Below are 13,247 nucleotides of genomic sequence, written 5' to 3' on the forward strand. Positions count from 1 at the left end.
GAGAGCGATCGCGAGCAAGCTCGTTCCTGCCGGGAGTAGGCCTGCTCGCGATCCATGGTTTATCCCGCCTTGCGCAATGCCTCGATCAGTTCCTGCTTGCTCATGGTCGAGCGGCCACGAATGTTCTTCGTTCGGGCCTCCTTCAGCAGGCTGTCCTTCGTCTGGGTACTCAGCGACGTCGTGCTGTTGCGGGCATGTCCTTCACGGCTGGCGACGGCACGCCTGGCCGAGGACTGGCGCGCGGCGGTTTTTTCCGAGGCCGGTGTGCGTTGCCCGGAGCCGCCAGCCCGTTCCCCTCCACCGGACTGCTTGTTCACCGTGGCCCAGGCGCGCGCTTCGGCCTCGTCCTTGGGCACGCCCTTGGCTTCGTAGCCGGCTTCGATATGCGCGGCCTTGCGCTTCTGTTCGGCGGTGTATTTGGCTTTGCTTCCACGAGGCATGAGGGCTCTCCTTTGGCAATGGATACCTGAAGTTGGGGCGGGGAAAAGGCCGATAAGTGCCCGGGAATCGACGAATGGGGCTCTGGATACCCTGCCAGAGGGTGTGATCGCTATCACAGAAGCGCGGCATTTCGCGCAAGAGGGGCAGGCCAGGGCGGCCCGAGGTTTGCCAGGACGGGGGAAGTCTCGCACAATGCCTGCCCCGGAAATGGATGCGTCTGACAAATTTTCAGGCCTTTTCGCGAGTTACTCATGGATGATTCTTACGCCCCAGATCAGGGGCGGCCGATCGACACGGCACACCTGCCGTCAATCCCCTGTTGTGCCCATCCAACCCCGTCACCGGTCTGTCGCTGCCGTGCGGTTGGTCGTGGCCTGTTTTTAAAGGAATGAACCAATGAATACCCGGATGTTTTTGGCTGCGGCCCTGTTGGGCGGCACCGTGCTGTTGGCCGGTTGTGGCGACAAGAGTGAAAAGGTCAGCCAGCCCGTCGCGCAGGTCGATACCCGGCAACAGGAAATAGAGAAATACAACCAGTACGTCGGTGCGGCGAACAGCATCAGCGAATCCTTCCAGACCTTCCTTCAGCGTTACCAGCAGTACGAGGTGCCGGCCCTGGCGGGCAAGGCGCCGATCACTGCCTTCAGCATTGGCAACGATATCCTCATCGATCGCCTGAGCCGGGCCCTGGATGATGCCCTGGCCATCGATACGCCAATCCCGGAAGTGGATCAGGCGGCCCAGGCCTTTTCCGCGGCCCTGAAAACCCTCTCGCCCTTGAGCCATGAACTGCAGAACTACGCCACTTCCAAGGGCTACCTGAGCGACAACGGCGAGCTGGCCCGTCGCCAGAGCCAGGCCTACCTGGCCGCCCTGACCGCAGTCAGCGAGAAGGAGCAGGGCTTCTACGCCGGCCTTGGGGCGCGTGACCTGGCGCTGACCAAGCAGGCATTCGATGAGGCGCCGAAAGACACCGCGGCCTACTACCGTGCCGGGTTGATCTACTACGGCAAACTCAACACCGCCGATGCCGAGACGCTGTTCGCCGAACCGAACGATCCGCAGGCCCTGGCGGCCTTCGAGAAGTCCCTGGCACTGGTGGCCGACGCGGCCGCGGGCTGGAATGGCAAGGTCAGCGCCCAGGCCGCAGAGAGCGGCAAGTCGTGCGGTGGCGGCATGCTGGAAATCAATGAGTTCATCGGCCAGTCGCGTTCGATCGTCCGCGACGTCAAGGACGGGGTGTACAAGCGCGCTCCCGAGGACGCAATGAAGAACCTGCCGGCACACATGCAGAGTTCGAGCATCGTCCGCTCGGCCAACCGCTATAACCGCACCTACGGCAACATGATCAATCGCTTCAACCATCCGACCTGCTGAGTCGGCGCTGACGGCACCCGCGTCGTAACGCGGGTGCCGGTGGGCGCGAACGAACGCCCCGGTCTTCGATCAGGCGTCCAGCTTGCGGGCCGCTTCCACTCCGGAAGCGGTCAGCTTGATCGGCAGGTTCAGGGCATGTTCGCCCGCCGGGTTGAGGGTGACATGGCCCTCCTTGATCAAACCGCGTTCCTGCAACATTGCCAGGGTACTGGCCACGACTCTTTCGCCGCGATAGTTATCCAGCACCTCCTTGCCCAGGCCGTTGGGGTGGGCGTGCAGCAAGCGGGTGAGCACTTCTTTTTCCAGCTCTTTGTCGACGTTCATGCGGACCTCTGTGTGGGGGGAAGGTACGTGCTTGGCTCATTGATCGGTGCCGTGGCCTTCGGAGCCTGTGCCGCCGGTGGTGGTTTTCGGCTTGCTGTCCGGCGGGTCGGTGTCCAGGGTGCCGGCGCGGCCGGTGTCGTTGCCCTGGATGCGCGGATCGGTACCCGTGGCGGGGGGCAGGGTGCTTTCATCCACCTGCGGCGGGTTGATATTGATGTTCGGCGAGCCTTGGGTGGCGGGGGACTTTGGCCGCTCCACCGGATCGGTCGGGCCGCTGGCGCCGGCGAAGGCCGCCGAGGACAACAGCCCGGCCAGGGCGAGGAGCGTCAGCCTGGATTTGATCATGATGTCGCCTCCATTCGTTTTTAGAGTCGCTACCTGATCTTGGGCTGCCGGCGATTTTGATTGGTGCCTGATGAACGACGAACGGTTCAGGCGTTCTGCGCGACCTCTTCGGGTTTCAGCCCGCGCCAGACCAGGCGCCCGACGCTGATCAGCCAGTTCAGCAGGGCGATGCCCAGCACCGTGAGCATCAGCGCCGACATGCCCTGTTCGACGATGATCCGCCCGGCCAGCAGCGGAAAGCCGAACACCCCGATGAAGTAGGCCAGGCTGAACAGCAGCAAGGCTTGCGAGGTGTCGCCGGGCGGTGCTTCGTTGGCGGCCAGGCCATTGATCACCGAGTACGTCAGGCCGTAGCCGACCCCCAGCACCACGGCGGCCAGCAGATAACTCACCGCGTCATCGACCATCAGCTGGAACATCAGGATCGACCCCAGCATCAGTCCCGAAAGCAGGCATGCCGCGCGATAGGCGTCGCGCTTGACCACGAAGCCGGCGATCAGCAGGCGGCTGCCGATGGCGGCCGCCATGAAGCCGAGAAAGAACAGCGAATAGTCCAGCGAGCGGGAGGCCGCGTAGCTGGTCTGGAAACTCGACAGGCCGCCGAATACGCAGCCGCCGAGACCGACCATGAGGATCGGGAACAAGGCCTTGGACGAGAGCACCCGGGCGCTGCTGGCCCAACTGATTTTCGCCGCGCCGGTCCCCAGATGGCTGGGGTGTCTTTTCAGCATCGTGCCCAGGCGCCAGAAGATCAGCACGCCGATCAGGCTGGCGGCCGCGGCAAGCAGAAACGCCATGCTCAACGGGTAGCCCAGGGCATTGGCCAGTCGCCCCAGCAACGGGCCCGAGCCGATGCCGCTCATCATGCTGCCCGACAACAGGGCGAAGAACCGGGCCCGCTGCGCCGGCGCCACCATCATCGCCACGATGATCGGCCCCAGGGTGTAGAACACGCCCCAGCCCAGGCCCAGGGTCAGGCCGAAAAACAGCAGGGCATCGCCGAAGCCCGGCGCCAGGGCAAAGCCCAGGCTGGCGACCACCAGCAGGCAACCGAACAGGGCAATCGAGCGCGCGGCGCCCAGCAGATCCGACAGGTGCCCGGAGAAGATCACGGCGAAAAAGGTGCTGAGCATGGCGACCGAAATCACGCTGCCGGCATCGTGCTCATTGCCACCGCGCGAGCCGATCAGCAGCGAGAGCAGGAAGGTCGAGCCATAGGACAGCGACAGCAGGTAGCTGGCGACGCAGAACAGCCCGAACAGCCTGGCTGGAACCATGGGGGGTGGAGTAGCGCTGGACATGCGCAGGCCTCGTTCTTGTTGGATTCATGAGGCGCCGTTCTACCATGGGCGGCTGTCGCGTTAGTTGTGATCTTGCAGGCTTCAGGATTAGCCCGCAGCGGAGTAAGTCAGCCACCGATCTCGTCGATGAATTCGTCCATGAAGCGCTTCAGGCGGGCATGGCGCACCTGCGCCAGGCGCGCGCCGGTCACGGTCTGGAAACCCTCGGCCAGGTGCAGCAGCTTGGTGTGGAAGTGGTCGAGGGTGAAGTTCAGGTCGTCGTAGCCGCGGTGTTCGGCGTGCGGGTCGTGGGGGTCGTAGAAAGCTCGGTTCAACCGGCCGCCGACATAGAAGGTGCGGGCCACGCCGAGAGCGCCCAGGGCGTCGAGACGGTCGGCGTCCTGCAGGATCTTCGCCTCCAGGGTGTCGGCCTGGATGGCGGCGGAAAAACTGTGGGCTTCGATGGCGTGGGCCACCGCGGCGATCTTCGCTTCGGGCCAGCCCAGTCGGTGCAGCAGGGCCGAGGCCTTTTCCGCCGACAGGCGCGAGGCCTGGGCGCGCAGCGGCGAGCTCTTTTCCACGGCGACGCAATCGTGCAGCAGGGTGGCGGCCAGCAGCACTTGCAGATCGCCGCCGTCTTCCCGGGCGATGCGCCGCACATTGGCCCACACCCGCTGCAGGTGCGACAGGTCGTGGGCGCCGTCGTCGACGGGCTCCAGCGCGTGGGGCAGCAGGGTGTTGGCGAGATCGGGCAGGGGAGCAAAAGCGTCGGAAGTCATTTCAGCCAGGCAGTAAAAATACAGGCGCACACTGTAGCCGCTGCCGCAGGCTGCGATAAGGCCCGCTGGACCTTCGGGCGTCGATAAAAGTGCCGTGCGCTTCGCGACCGATCGCCGGCAGCGGCAGCGGCTACAGGTATCGGGCAATTCCGACATGGACAATCACCCGTCACGACCTCCAGGCATATCCCTGTGAAATACCCGTGCATGTCCTTCCCCTGTCGATTTAATATGGCCGCCTGCCTTCCAACCGAGACCCGCCGATGTCCGTCGAAATCCGTCCAGCCGTGCCCAGCGATGCACCGCAAATCCTTGCCTTCATCAGGGAGTTGGCCGATTACGAACGTGCTCGTCATGAGGTCATCGCCAGCGTCGCCGACATCGAACACAGCCTGTTCAGCGAGGGCGCCACGGCCCACGGCCTGATCTGCCTGCGCGACGGCGTGCCGATCGGTTTCGCGGTGTTTTTCTTCAGCTATTCCACTTGGCTGGGCAGCAATTGCCTGTACCTGGAAGACCTCTACATCACCCCCGCACAACGCGGCGGCGGCGCTGGTAAACAGCTGCTGCGGCACCTGGCGCGGATCGCCTGCGACAACGGTTGCGGGCGCTTCGAGTGGAGCGTGCTGGAGTGGAACGAACCGGCGATCCAGTTCTATAAATCCCTGGGCGCCCAGCCCCAGGAAGAGTGGGTGAGGTACCGCATGGATGGCGATGTGCTGCGCGCGTTCGCCCAGGGCTGACCGGCCGCTTTACCCAACACCGACTGCCGCCCCGGCAACAAGTGACCCACAAGGCCGCCGCTGGCGCAGGGCCTTCGCTGAACTCAAATTCCCCCGTTTCGATGCCCCCAGGGGGCATCGCCTCTGGTCGGCTTAGCTTCGACCTCCTCTGATATATCCGGCGCAGCACGCGCCTAGCCCCCCTGATTAACATCCGCCCGGCCTGCCGACGCCAAGCCCTGTAGCCGCTGCCGAGCTCGCGAGGCTGCGAACGGCCTGGGCGGCATTCCGACGCAGCGGACGCCAGGTCTTGAGATCGCTGGAGGACCTTCGGTCCTATCGCAGCCTGCGGCAGCGGCTACAGGGGGTAATCCCAAAATATGGGAATGATATTTATATATTGAGATTTTATTCGGGTCGGGTTTATAGTCGCCGCCATCAGCTCTTACGCACTCACTGCCAAAAACAACTCACAGGTGAAGCGATGCAGGCGCAATTGATCGCGCTCGATTGGGGAACCACCTCCCTTCGTGCTTACAAACTCGCAGCAGGCGGCCAGGTGCTGGAACAGCGTGCGTTGACCTCGGGGGTCATGCAGTTGCCGAAGGTGGCGCGGATGATTGCCGGCCAGCGCTGCGACGATGGTTTTGAACTGGCCTTCGATGAGGCCTGCGGCGACTGGCTCGACGCGCAACCGGGACTGCCGGTGATTGCCTGCGGCATGGTCGGCAGCGCCCAGGGCTGGCGCGAGGCCAGTTACTGCGAGACCCCGGCGGATGTCGCCCAGCTCGGGCAGGCCCTGGTGACCTTGCGCAGTCGGCGCGGGGTGGACGTGCATATCGTGCCGGGGGTGATCCAGCGTTCGCGCTTGCCGAACGTGATGCGGGGCGAAGAAACCCAGGTGCTGGGGGCGCTGCCGCAGCTGCCGGACGGGGCAGGGAACGACGTGCTGATCGGCCTGCCCGGCAGTCATTCCAAATGGGTGCAGGTGGCCGATGGCTGCATCGTCCATTTCGACACCTTCATGACCGGCGAGCTGTTCGCCGTGCTCAGTCAACACAGCATTCTCGGCCGCACCCAGGAGCGGGGCGCGGCATTCGATGTCGAGGCCTTCGACCGCGGCGTGCAGGTGGCCTTGTCCGCCGAGGGCGAGATCGGCCCGCTGTCGACCCTGTTCAGCGCCCGCAGCCTGGGGTTGACCGGCGAACTCAGCAGTCGCGCCCAGCCGGACTATCTGTCGGGCCTGCTGATCGGCCATGAACTTTGCGCACTGGCCTCTGTGCAGCGGCGCCGGCGCCACAGCGACCCATTGCCGTCGATCGTGCTGATCGGCAATTCCCAGCTTTGCGCCCGTTACAGCCGGGCCTTGTCCGCCTGCGGTTTTCCCCGGGCAATCCTGGCCGAGCAGGCCACCGAACGCGGTCTATGGCACCTGGCCGAAGCGGCCGGGCTGCTGGCGCGCGTCCCTTGCGCTCACCCTTGAAAAGAGGTCCGACATGCTCAAGCAAGCACTGGCACATAACGGCCTGATCGCCATTCTCCGGGGGCTGCGTCCGCCAGAAGCGGCGGCCATAGGCGAGGTGCTGTATCAGGCGGGGTTTCGGGTTATCGAGGTGCCGCTCAATTCGCCGCAACCCTTTGACAGCATCCGCATCCTGCGCGACGCCTTGCCCGCCGATTGCCTGATCGGCGCCGGCACGGTGCTGACCCCGGAGCAGGTCGGGCAGGTCAAGGCCGCGGGTGGCCAGGTGATCGTCATGCCCCACAGCGATCCCAAGGTGCTGCGCGCGGCCAGGGCCGTCGGCCTCTATCTGTCGCCCGGCGTGGCCACGCCGACCGAGGCCTTTGCCGCGCTGGCCGAAGGCGCCGACGTGCTCAAGCTGTTTCCCGCCGAGCAGATGGGCCCGGCGGTGGTCAAGGCCTGGCTCGCGGTATTACCGGCCGGCAGCGTGTTGCTGCCGGTGGGCGGGATCACCCCGGACAACATGCAGGTGTTCGTCGACGCCGGGGTCAAGGGCTTCGGCCTCGGTTCCGGGTTGTTCAAGCCAGGGATGAGCGCCGCCGAGGTGGCGACCCGCGCCAAGGCCTATGTCGCCGCCTGGAATGCGCTGCGTTAAGACTTTTTGGCGCCCTCGGCGCTGCATCCGACAAGAGAGACAAGAAGATGAAAATCACCAAGTTGACCACCTTTATCGTTCCGCCGCGCTGGTGCTTTCTCAAGGTCGAGACCGACGAGGGTGTCACCGGCTGGGGCGAGCCCGTGGTCGAAGGGCGGGCGCACACGGTGGCCGCCGCTGTGGACGAACTGGCCGATTACCTGATCGGCAAGGACCCGCGCAATATCGAGGACATCTGGACCGTGCTTTACCGCGGCGGCTTCTACCGCGGCGGCGCTATCCACATGAGTGCCCTGGCCGGGATCGACCAGGCGCTGTGGGACATCAAGGGCAAGGCCCTGGGGGTGTCGGTCAGCGACCTGCTGGGCGGCCAGGTGCGGGACAAGATCCGCGTCTATTCGTGGATCGGCGGCGACCGTCCGGCCGACACTGCGCGTGCCGCCAAAGAGGCGGTGGCGCGTGGTTTTACCGCGGTGAAGATGAACGGCACCGAGGAGCTGCAGTTCCTCGACACCTTCGACAAGGTCGACCTGGCCCTGGCCAACGTCGCCGCTGTGCGTGACGCGGTGGGCCCCAATGTCGGGATCGGCGTCGACTTCCATGGCCGGGTGCACAAGCCCATGGCCAAGGTGCTGATGAAGGAACTCGATCCCTACAAACTGATGTTTATCGAAGAGCCGGTGCTCAGCGAAAACTACGAGGCCCTCAAGGAACTGGCGCCGCTGACCAACACGCCGATCGCCCTGGGCGAGCGGCTGTTCTCGCGCTGGGATTTCAAGCGGGTGCTCAGCGAAGGTTACGTCGACATCATCCAGCCGGACGCTTCCCATGCCGGCGGTATCACCGAAACCCGCAAGATCGCCAACATGGCCGAAGCCTACGACGTGGCCCTGGCCCTGCATTGCCCGCTGGGGCCGATTGCCCTGGCCGCCTGCCTGCAACTGGACGCGGCCTGCTACAACGCCTTCATCCAGGAGCAGAGCCTGGGCATCCATTACAACGAAAGCAACGACCTGCTGGATTACGTCAAGGACCCGCGCGTCTTCGACTACCAGCAAGGCATGGTGAAGATTCCCAACGGCCCGGGCCTGGGCATCGAGATCAACGAGGAATACGTCATCGAGCGCGCGGCCATCGGCCACCGCTGGCGCAACCCGATCTGGCGCCACGCCGACGGCAGCTTCGCCGAATGGTGAGTTGATTCATTGCTTGTAGGAGCGAGCTTGCTCGCGATGCAGGCGACAGGGGCTGACTTCTTATCGCTGTGAAGCAACCGACGCCATCGCGAGCAAGCTCGCTCCTACAGGTACAGAGAAACATTGCCCTCAATAACCATAAGAAGAGGCATTCCCATGCAACCGCAGACCTTCATCGGGCAGGCGTCGCTGGTCGCGCCGAGCCGCAAGCGTTTTTTCATCATGGTGCTGTTGTTCATCACGGTGGTGATCAACTACCTGGACCGCAGCAACCTGTCGATCGCCGCGCCGGCCTTGACCCGCGACCTGGGCATCGACCCGATCCACGTCGGGCTGATTTTCTCGGCCTTCGGCTGGACCTACGCCGCCATGCAGATCCCCGGTGGCTGGCTGGTGGACCGCGTACCGCCGCGCATTCTCTACACGGCGGCACTGCTGCTGTGGTCGCTGGCGACGGTGATGCTCGGCTTCGCCGCCAGCTTCATCGCTCTGTTCGTCCTGCGCATGGCGGTGGGCGCGCTGGAGGCGCCGGCCTATCCGATCAACAGCCGGGTGGTGACCACCTGGTTTCCCGAGCGCGAGCGCGCCACGGCCATCGGCTTTTACACTTCCGGGCAGTTTGTCGGGCTGGCTTTTCTCACCCCGGTGCTGGCCTGGCTGCAACATGTCTTTGGCTGGCATATGGTGTTTGTCGTCACCGGTGCGGTGGGCATTCTGTGGGCGGCGATCTGGTACGCGGTGTATCGCGAACCACGGGATTTCAAGGGCGCCAACCCGGCGGAAATCGACCTGATTCGCCAGGGTGGCGGCCTGGTGGATATCCAGCGTGAGACGGCCAGGAGCAAGGCGCGTTTCAGCTGGACCGACCTGGGGATTGTCCTGAGCAAGCGCAAGCTGTGGGGCATCTATCTGGGGCAGTTCTGCCTCAATTCGACCCTGTGGTTTTTCCTCACCTGGTTCCCCACTTACCTGGTGAAGTACCGCGGCATGGATTTCATCAAGTCCGGCCTGCTGGCGTCGCTGCCGTTCCTCGCGGCCTTTGTCGGCGTGCTGTGTTCCGGGTTCTTCTCCGACTGGCTGATCCGGCGCGGCGCCTCGGTGGGTTTTGCCCGCAAGCTGCCGATCATTGGCGGGCTGCTGATTTCCACCTCGATCATCGGTGCCAATTTCGTCGAGTCGACACCGCTGGTGATCGCCTTCCTGGCGCTGGCGTTCTTCGGCAATGGCCTGGCCTCGATCACCTGGTCGCTGGTCTCGACCCTGGCGCCGGCGCGGTTGCTGGGGCTGACCGGCGGGGTGTTCAACTTCATCGGCAACCTGTCGGCGATCGCCACGCCGATCGTCATCGGCTTCCTGGCCAGCGGCGACTCCTTTGCCCCGGCCATTACCTACATTGCCGTGCTGGCGCTGGCGGGGGCCCTGTCCTACGTGCTGCTGGTGGGCAAGGTCGAGCGTATCGAGTTGTAGTGGCGGGGGGCGGGCGACCATAATGCCGCCCGTTCTCACCCTCGGAAGGCTGGATATGCAGGACGACGCAGCAAAGACCGCCAAGGATGCCGCCCCCACCGGTACCCAGACATTGCTCCGTGGCCTGGCGGTGGTGCAGGCCGTGGCCAGCGGTGCCCGCGACCTCAAGGAAATCGCCCGGCTGATCGGCACCACCCGCAGCACCACCCATCGCCTGGCCAGTTGCCTGGTGGACGAGCGCTATTTGAGGGTGATGCCGCAGGTCGGCTACCTGTTGGGGCCGAAGCTGATCGAGCTGGGTTTCCAGGCCCGCGAGGCCTTGCCGTTGGTGACCCTGGCCAGGCCGTTTCTCGACCAGCTGTCGGCGTTGACCGGCGACACCATTCACCTGGCGATCCGCGAAGACGACGATGTGCTGTACCTGCACAAGAACCCGGGGCGCAACGGCCCGGAAATGCGCTCGCGGGTCGGCCATCGCATGCCGCTGGCGCGCACCGGGATCGGCAAGGCGCTGCTGCTCGATAGCACGCCCCAGGAGTGGCAGCGCTTATATGAAGCGAGCCTGCCGGCGGGCGGCAGGAATGCGCTCTGGCCGCAGCACGAAGAGCCGACCTGGGAGCAGTTCCAGCAGCGCATGCAGGACTATGTGGCGGGGGGGTATGCCTTCGATCTGGAGGACAACGAACCGTCGATCCGTTGCGTGGCGGCGCCGGTCCGCGATGCCAGCGGCCAGATCGTCGCCGGTATCAGCATCGCCAGCACCGTGCCGTACATGCCGCTGGAAAAAATGGCCGAACTGATCCCGGTGATCAAGCAGGCCGCCGCTGGCATCTCCGCCGAACTCGGCGGCTGACTCAGGCTTCCATAGGCGAAGCTTGCCCGCGATGGCATTTTTCCAGGTCCATCGCCATCGCGGGCAAGCCTCCTACGGGACTGCGTTTATTGCTTGAGGGTGGCCATGTCGATGACGAAGCGGTATTTCACATCGCCGGCGATCATCCGCGCGTAAGCCTCGTTGATCTGGCGGATGTCGAGCATTTCGATGTCGCAGGTGATGTTGTGCTCGGCGCAGAAATCCAGCACTTCCTGGGTTTCGGCGATGCCGCCGATCAGCGAGCCGGCCAGCACGCGACGGCCCAGCACCAGCTTGGCCGCGTGTACGGGCGGGTCCACCGGTTCGATCAAGCCGACCAGGATGTGTACGCCGTCAAAACGCAGGGTATCCAGGTAGGGGTTGAGGTCGTGTTGCACCGGGATGGTGTCCAGCAGGAAGTCGAAGCGGCCGGCCGCGGCCTTCATCTGCTCGGCATCGGTGGAGACGATCACATGATCGGCGCCCTGGCGACGGGCTTCCTCGGCCTTGCTCGCCGAACGGGTGAACAGGGTCACTTCTGCGCCCAGGGCCTTGGCGAACTTGATGCCCATGTGGCCCAGGCCACCCATGCCGAGAATGCCCACCTTGTCGCCGGCCTTCACCCCGTAATGCTTGAGCGGCGAGTAGGTGGTGATGCCCGCGCAGAGGATCGGCGCGGCGCTGGCCAGGTCGAGTTTCTCGGGAATGCGCACGACAAAGTGCTCGCTGACCACGATGCTGTCGGAGTACCCGCCCATGGTGTTGCTGCCGTCGACCCGGTCCGGAGTGGCGTAGGTCATGGTCGGGCCTTCCAGGCAGTATTGCTCCAGGTTCGCGGCGCAGGCTTCGCAATGCCGACAGGAGTCGACCATGCAGCCGACGCCGACCAGATCGCCCACCTTGTGCCTGGTCACTTGGGCGCCGACCGCGGTGACCTTGCCGACGATTTCGTGGCCCGGCATCAGCGGGTACACGGCGATGCCCCATTCATTGCGGGCCTGGTGGATATCGGAGTGGCAGACGCCGCAGTAGAGAATCTCGATCGCCACGTCATCCGGGCGCGGGCTGCGGCGCTGAAAGCTCATGGGGGCGAGGGGCGTGGTGGCGGACTGGGCGGCGTAACCGATGGCTGTGTACATGATGAACCTCGCAAAAGCACTGACAGGTGAGGCGGGCCATTCTCGGCGCCGCTGCCTGGCGCGAACATGGCGATTCCTCGGCATGTCATGCCTATTCCTCCGCCATCGGCCATTTGCGCGCGGCATTGGCGTGCAGACCTGCGATGATGTTTTCATCCCTTTTTCCGTGAAGTTTTCCCCATGTTGTTGACCCGCCATCTCGATGCCAATGCCACCCTGGTGTCCCTGATCCAGCCTCTTGCGACCCGCGACGGTTTCGTTCCCACGGGGCTGCCCGGGGTCCAGGTGTTGCGGGCCAGTTGCGACGTGGCCCGCGGCCCGCATATCTACGAGCCGAGCCTGATGATCATCGTCCAGGGCAGCAAGCTGGCGTACCTGGGCCCGCGGACCCTGGAGTACGGCGCTGGGCATTACCTGATCCAGGCGCTGTCGGTGCCCTTCGAGTGCGAGACCTTCGCCATGCCCAATGCGCCATTGCTGGGGGTGTCCATCGCCATCGACCGGGCGCTGTTGGGCGAGCTGGTGCTGGCGATGGGCGTTGCCGCGGGGCGCAGTGCCCAGGCGCAGACCCCGGAGTCGATGACCTCGGTGGTGCTCGACGACACGATGCGCGGTTGCGTGGAGCGCCTGCTGCGCTGCCTGCACGATCCTCTGGAGTGCAAGGTGATGGGCCAGGCGCGCTTGCGCGAATTGATGTTCACCGTCTTGCGCGGGCCGCAGGCCGATGTACTGCGCGCGCTGGTGGAGCAGCACGGGCAGTTTGCCCGGGTGGCGGCCTCGCTGAATCACTTGCACGAGCATTACACCGAGCCGCTGAACGTCGAGACCCTGGCCCGTTGCGCGAACATGAGCACCTCGACCTTTCATGAGCACTTCAAGCGCAGCACGCTGCTGTCGCCGGTGCAGTACCTCAAGCGCCTGCGCTTGCTCAAGGCGCAGCAGTTGCTGCTGGGGGAAGGGCTGGGCGTGGCCCAGGTGGCGCATCGGGTGGGCTACCAGAGTACCTCGCAATTCAGCCGTGAATACAAGCGCTACTTCGAGCGCAATCCGGGGGATGAGCGAGCAGCGTGATGGGGGCGCTCGTCTGGAGGAGCGAGGCTTGCCCGCGATGAAGGGCGAGACGGTCTGACAGATACATCGCCAAGGCCTTATCGCACGCAAGCTGTGCTCCTACAGAAGCAGGGCAGTGGCGCCGGCAATAAAAAAG

General features: G+C 64.6%; 14 protein-coding genes. 8 read left to right on the forward strand and 6 right to left on the reverse strand.

Annotated elements, in window-relative coordinates:
• Positions 1-59: 59 nt before the first annotated feature.
• Positions 60-440 (reverse strand): Rho termination factor N-terminal domain-containing protein, encoded by a 381-nt coding sequence (locus BM019_RS09645; RefSeq protein WP_053260217.1) that lies wholly within the window; start codon positions 438-440, stop codon positions 60-62.
• A 397-nt stretch (positions 441-837) separates the two neighbouring features.
• Between BM019_RS09645 and BM019_RS09650 the strand changes: the two genes are divergently transcribed.
• Positions 838-1,818, forward strand: coding sequence for a DUF3829 domain-containing protein (locus BM019_RS09650; RefSeq protein WP_092418132.1), 981 nt, complete (start codon positions 838-840; stop codon positions 1,816-1,818).
• A gap of 69 nt (positions 1,819-1,887) precedes the next feature.
• On the opposite strand, the gene BM019_RS09655 is transcribed toward BM019_RS09650, so the two are convergent.
• The 4 genes from BM019_RS09655 to BM019_RS09670 form a co-directional block, all read right to left on the reverse strand.
• Complete coding sequence (locus BM019_RS09655; protein WP_009042865.1) at positions 1,888-2,142, reverse strand: hypothetical protein; 255 nt, start codon at positions 2,140-2,142, stop codon at positions 1,888-1,890.
• 36 nt (positions 2,143-2,178) lie between these two features.
• A complete protein-coding gene (locus BM019_RS09660; RefSeq protein ID WP_009042866.1) occupies positions 2,179-2,487 on the reverse strand; it encodes a hypothetical protein in 309 nt (102 codons plus the stop codon).
• A gap of 86 nt (positions 2,488-2,573) precedes the next feature.
• On the reverse strand, positions 2,574-3,788 hold the full coding sequence (locus BM019_RS09665) for an MFS transporter (protein WP_092418133.1): 1,215 nt from the start codon (positions 3,786-3,788) through the stop codon (positions 2,574-2,576).
• A 107-nt stretch (positions 3,789-3,895) separates the two neighbouring features.
• Positions 3,896-4,546 (reverse strand): HD domain-containing protein, encoded by a 651-nt coding sequence (locus BM019_RS09670; RefSeq protein ID WP_092418248.1) that lies wholly within the window; start codon positions 4,544-4,546, stop codon positions 3,896-3,898.
• A 263-nt stretch (positions 4,547-4,809) separates the two neighbouring features.
• Between BM019_RS09670 and BM019_RS09675 the strand changes: the two genes are divergently transcribed.
• The 6 genes from BM019_RS09675 to BM019_RS09700 all read left to right on the forward strand — a co-directional run bounded on the left by BM019_RS09675 (position 4,810) and on the right by BM019_RS09700 (position 10,901).
• Positions 4,810-5,289, forward strand: a complete 480-nt coding sequence (locus tag BM019_RS09675) for a GNAT family N-acetyltransferase (RefSeq protein ID WP_009042869.1) — start codon at positions 4,810-4,812, stop codon at positions 5,287-5,289.
• Positions 5,290-5,752: 463 nt separating this feature from the next.
• Complete coding sequence (locus tag BM019_RS09680) at positions 5,753-6,751, forward strand: 2-dehydro-3-deoxygalactonokinase (protein WP_092418134.1); 999 nt, start codon at positions 5,753-5,755, stop codon at positions 6,749-6,751.
• 13 nt (positions 6,752-6,764) lie between these two features.
• Positions 6,765-7,385: a 2-dehydro-3-deoxy-6-phosphogalactonate aldolase gene (locus BM019_RS09685; RefSeq protein ID WP_092418135.1), complete on the forward strand. Its 621-nt coding sequence runs from the start codon at positions 6,765-6,767 to the stop codon at positions 7,383-7,385.
• Between the two features lie 47 nt (positions 7,386-7,432).
• Positions 7,433-8,581 carry a galactonate dehydratase gene (gene dgoD, locus BM019_RS09690; protein WP_009042872.1) on the forward strand — a complete coding sequence of 383 codons (1,149 nt, stop codon included), beginning with the start codon at positions 7,433-7,435 and terminating at the stop codon, positions 8,579-8,581.
• A gap of 156 nt (positions 8,582-8,737) precedes the next feature.
• The gene (locus BM019_RS09695; protein WP_092418136.1) at positions 8,738-10,048 is read left to right on the forward strand and encodes an MFS transporter; all 1,311 of its coding nucleotides are present in this window, start codon (positions 8,738-8,740) and stop codon (positions 10,046-10,048) included.
• 55 nt (positions 10,049-10,103) lie between these two features.
• A complete protein-coding gene (locus BM019_RS09700; RefSeq protein WP_092418137.1) occupies positions 10,104-10,901 on the forward strand; it encodes an IclR family transcriptional regulator in 798 nt (265 codons plus the stop codon).
• 86 nt (positions 10,902-10,987) lie between these two features.
• Here the strand turns inward: BM019_RS09700 and BM019_RS09705 are convergent, their stop codons facing one another.
• Positions 10,988-12,040 carry an NAD(P)-dependent alcohol dehydrogenase gene (locus BM019_RS09705; protein WP_085530247.1) on the reverse strand — a complete coding sequence of 351 codons (1,053 nt, stop codon included), beginning with the start codon at positions 12,038-12,040 and terminating at the stop codon, positions 10,988-10,990.
• A gap of 180 nt (positions 12,041-12,220) precedes the next feature.
• Between BM019_RS09705 and BM019_RS09710 the strand changes: the two genes are divergently transcribed.
• The gene (locus BM019_RS09710; protein ID WP_009042876.1) at positions 12,221-13,111 is read left to right on the forward strand and encodes an AraC family transcriptional regulator; all 891 of its coding nucleotides are present in this window, start codon (positions 12,221-12,223) and stop codon (positions 13,109-13,111) included.
• Positions 13,112-13,247 lie beyond the last annotated feature (136 nt).

The sequence above is a fragment of the Pseudomonas sp. NFPP07 genome (assembly GCF_900115645.1).
GTDB classification, from domain to species: domain Bacteria; phylum Pseudomonadota; class Gammaproteobacteria; order Pseudomonadales; family Pseudomonadaceae; genus Aquipseudomonas; species Aquipseudomonas chlororaphis.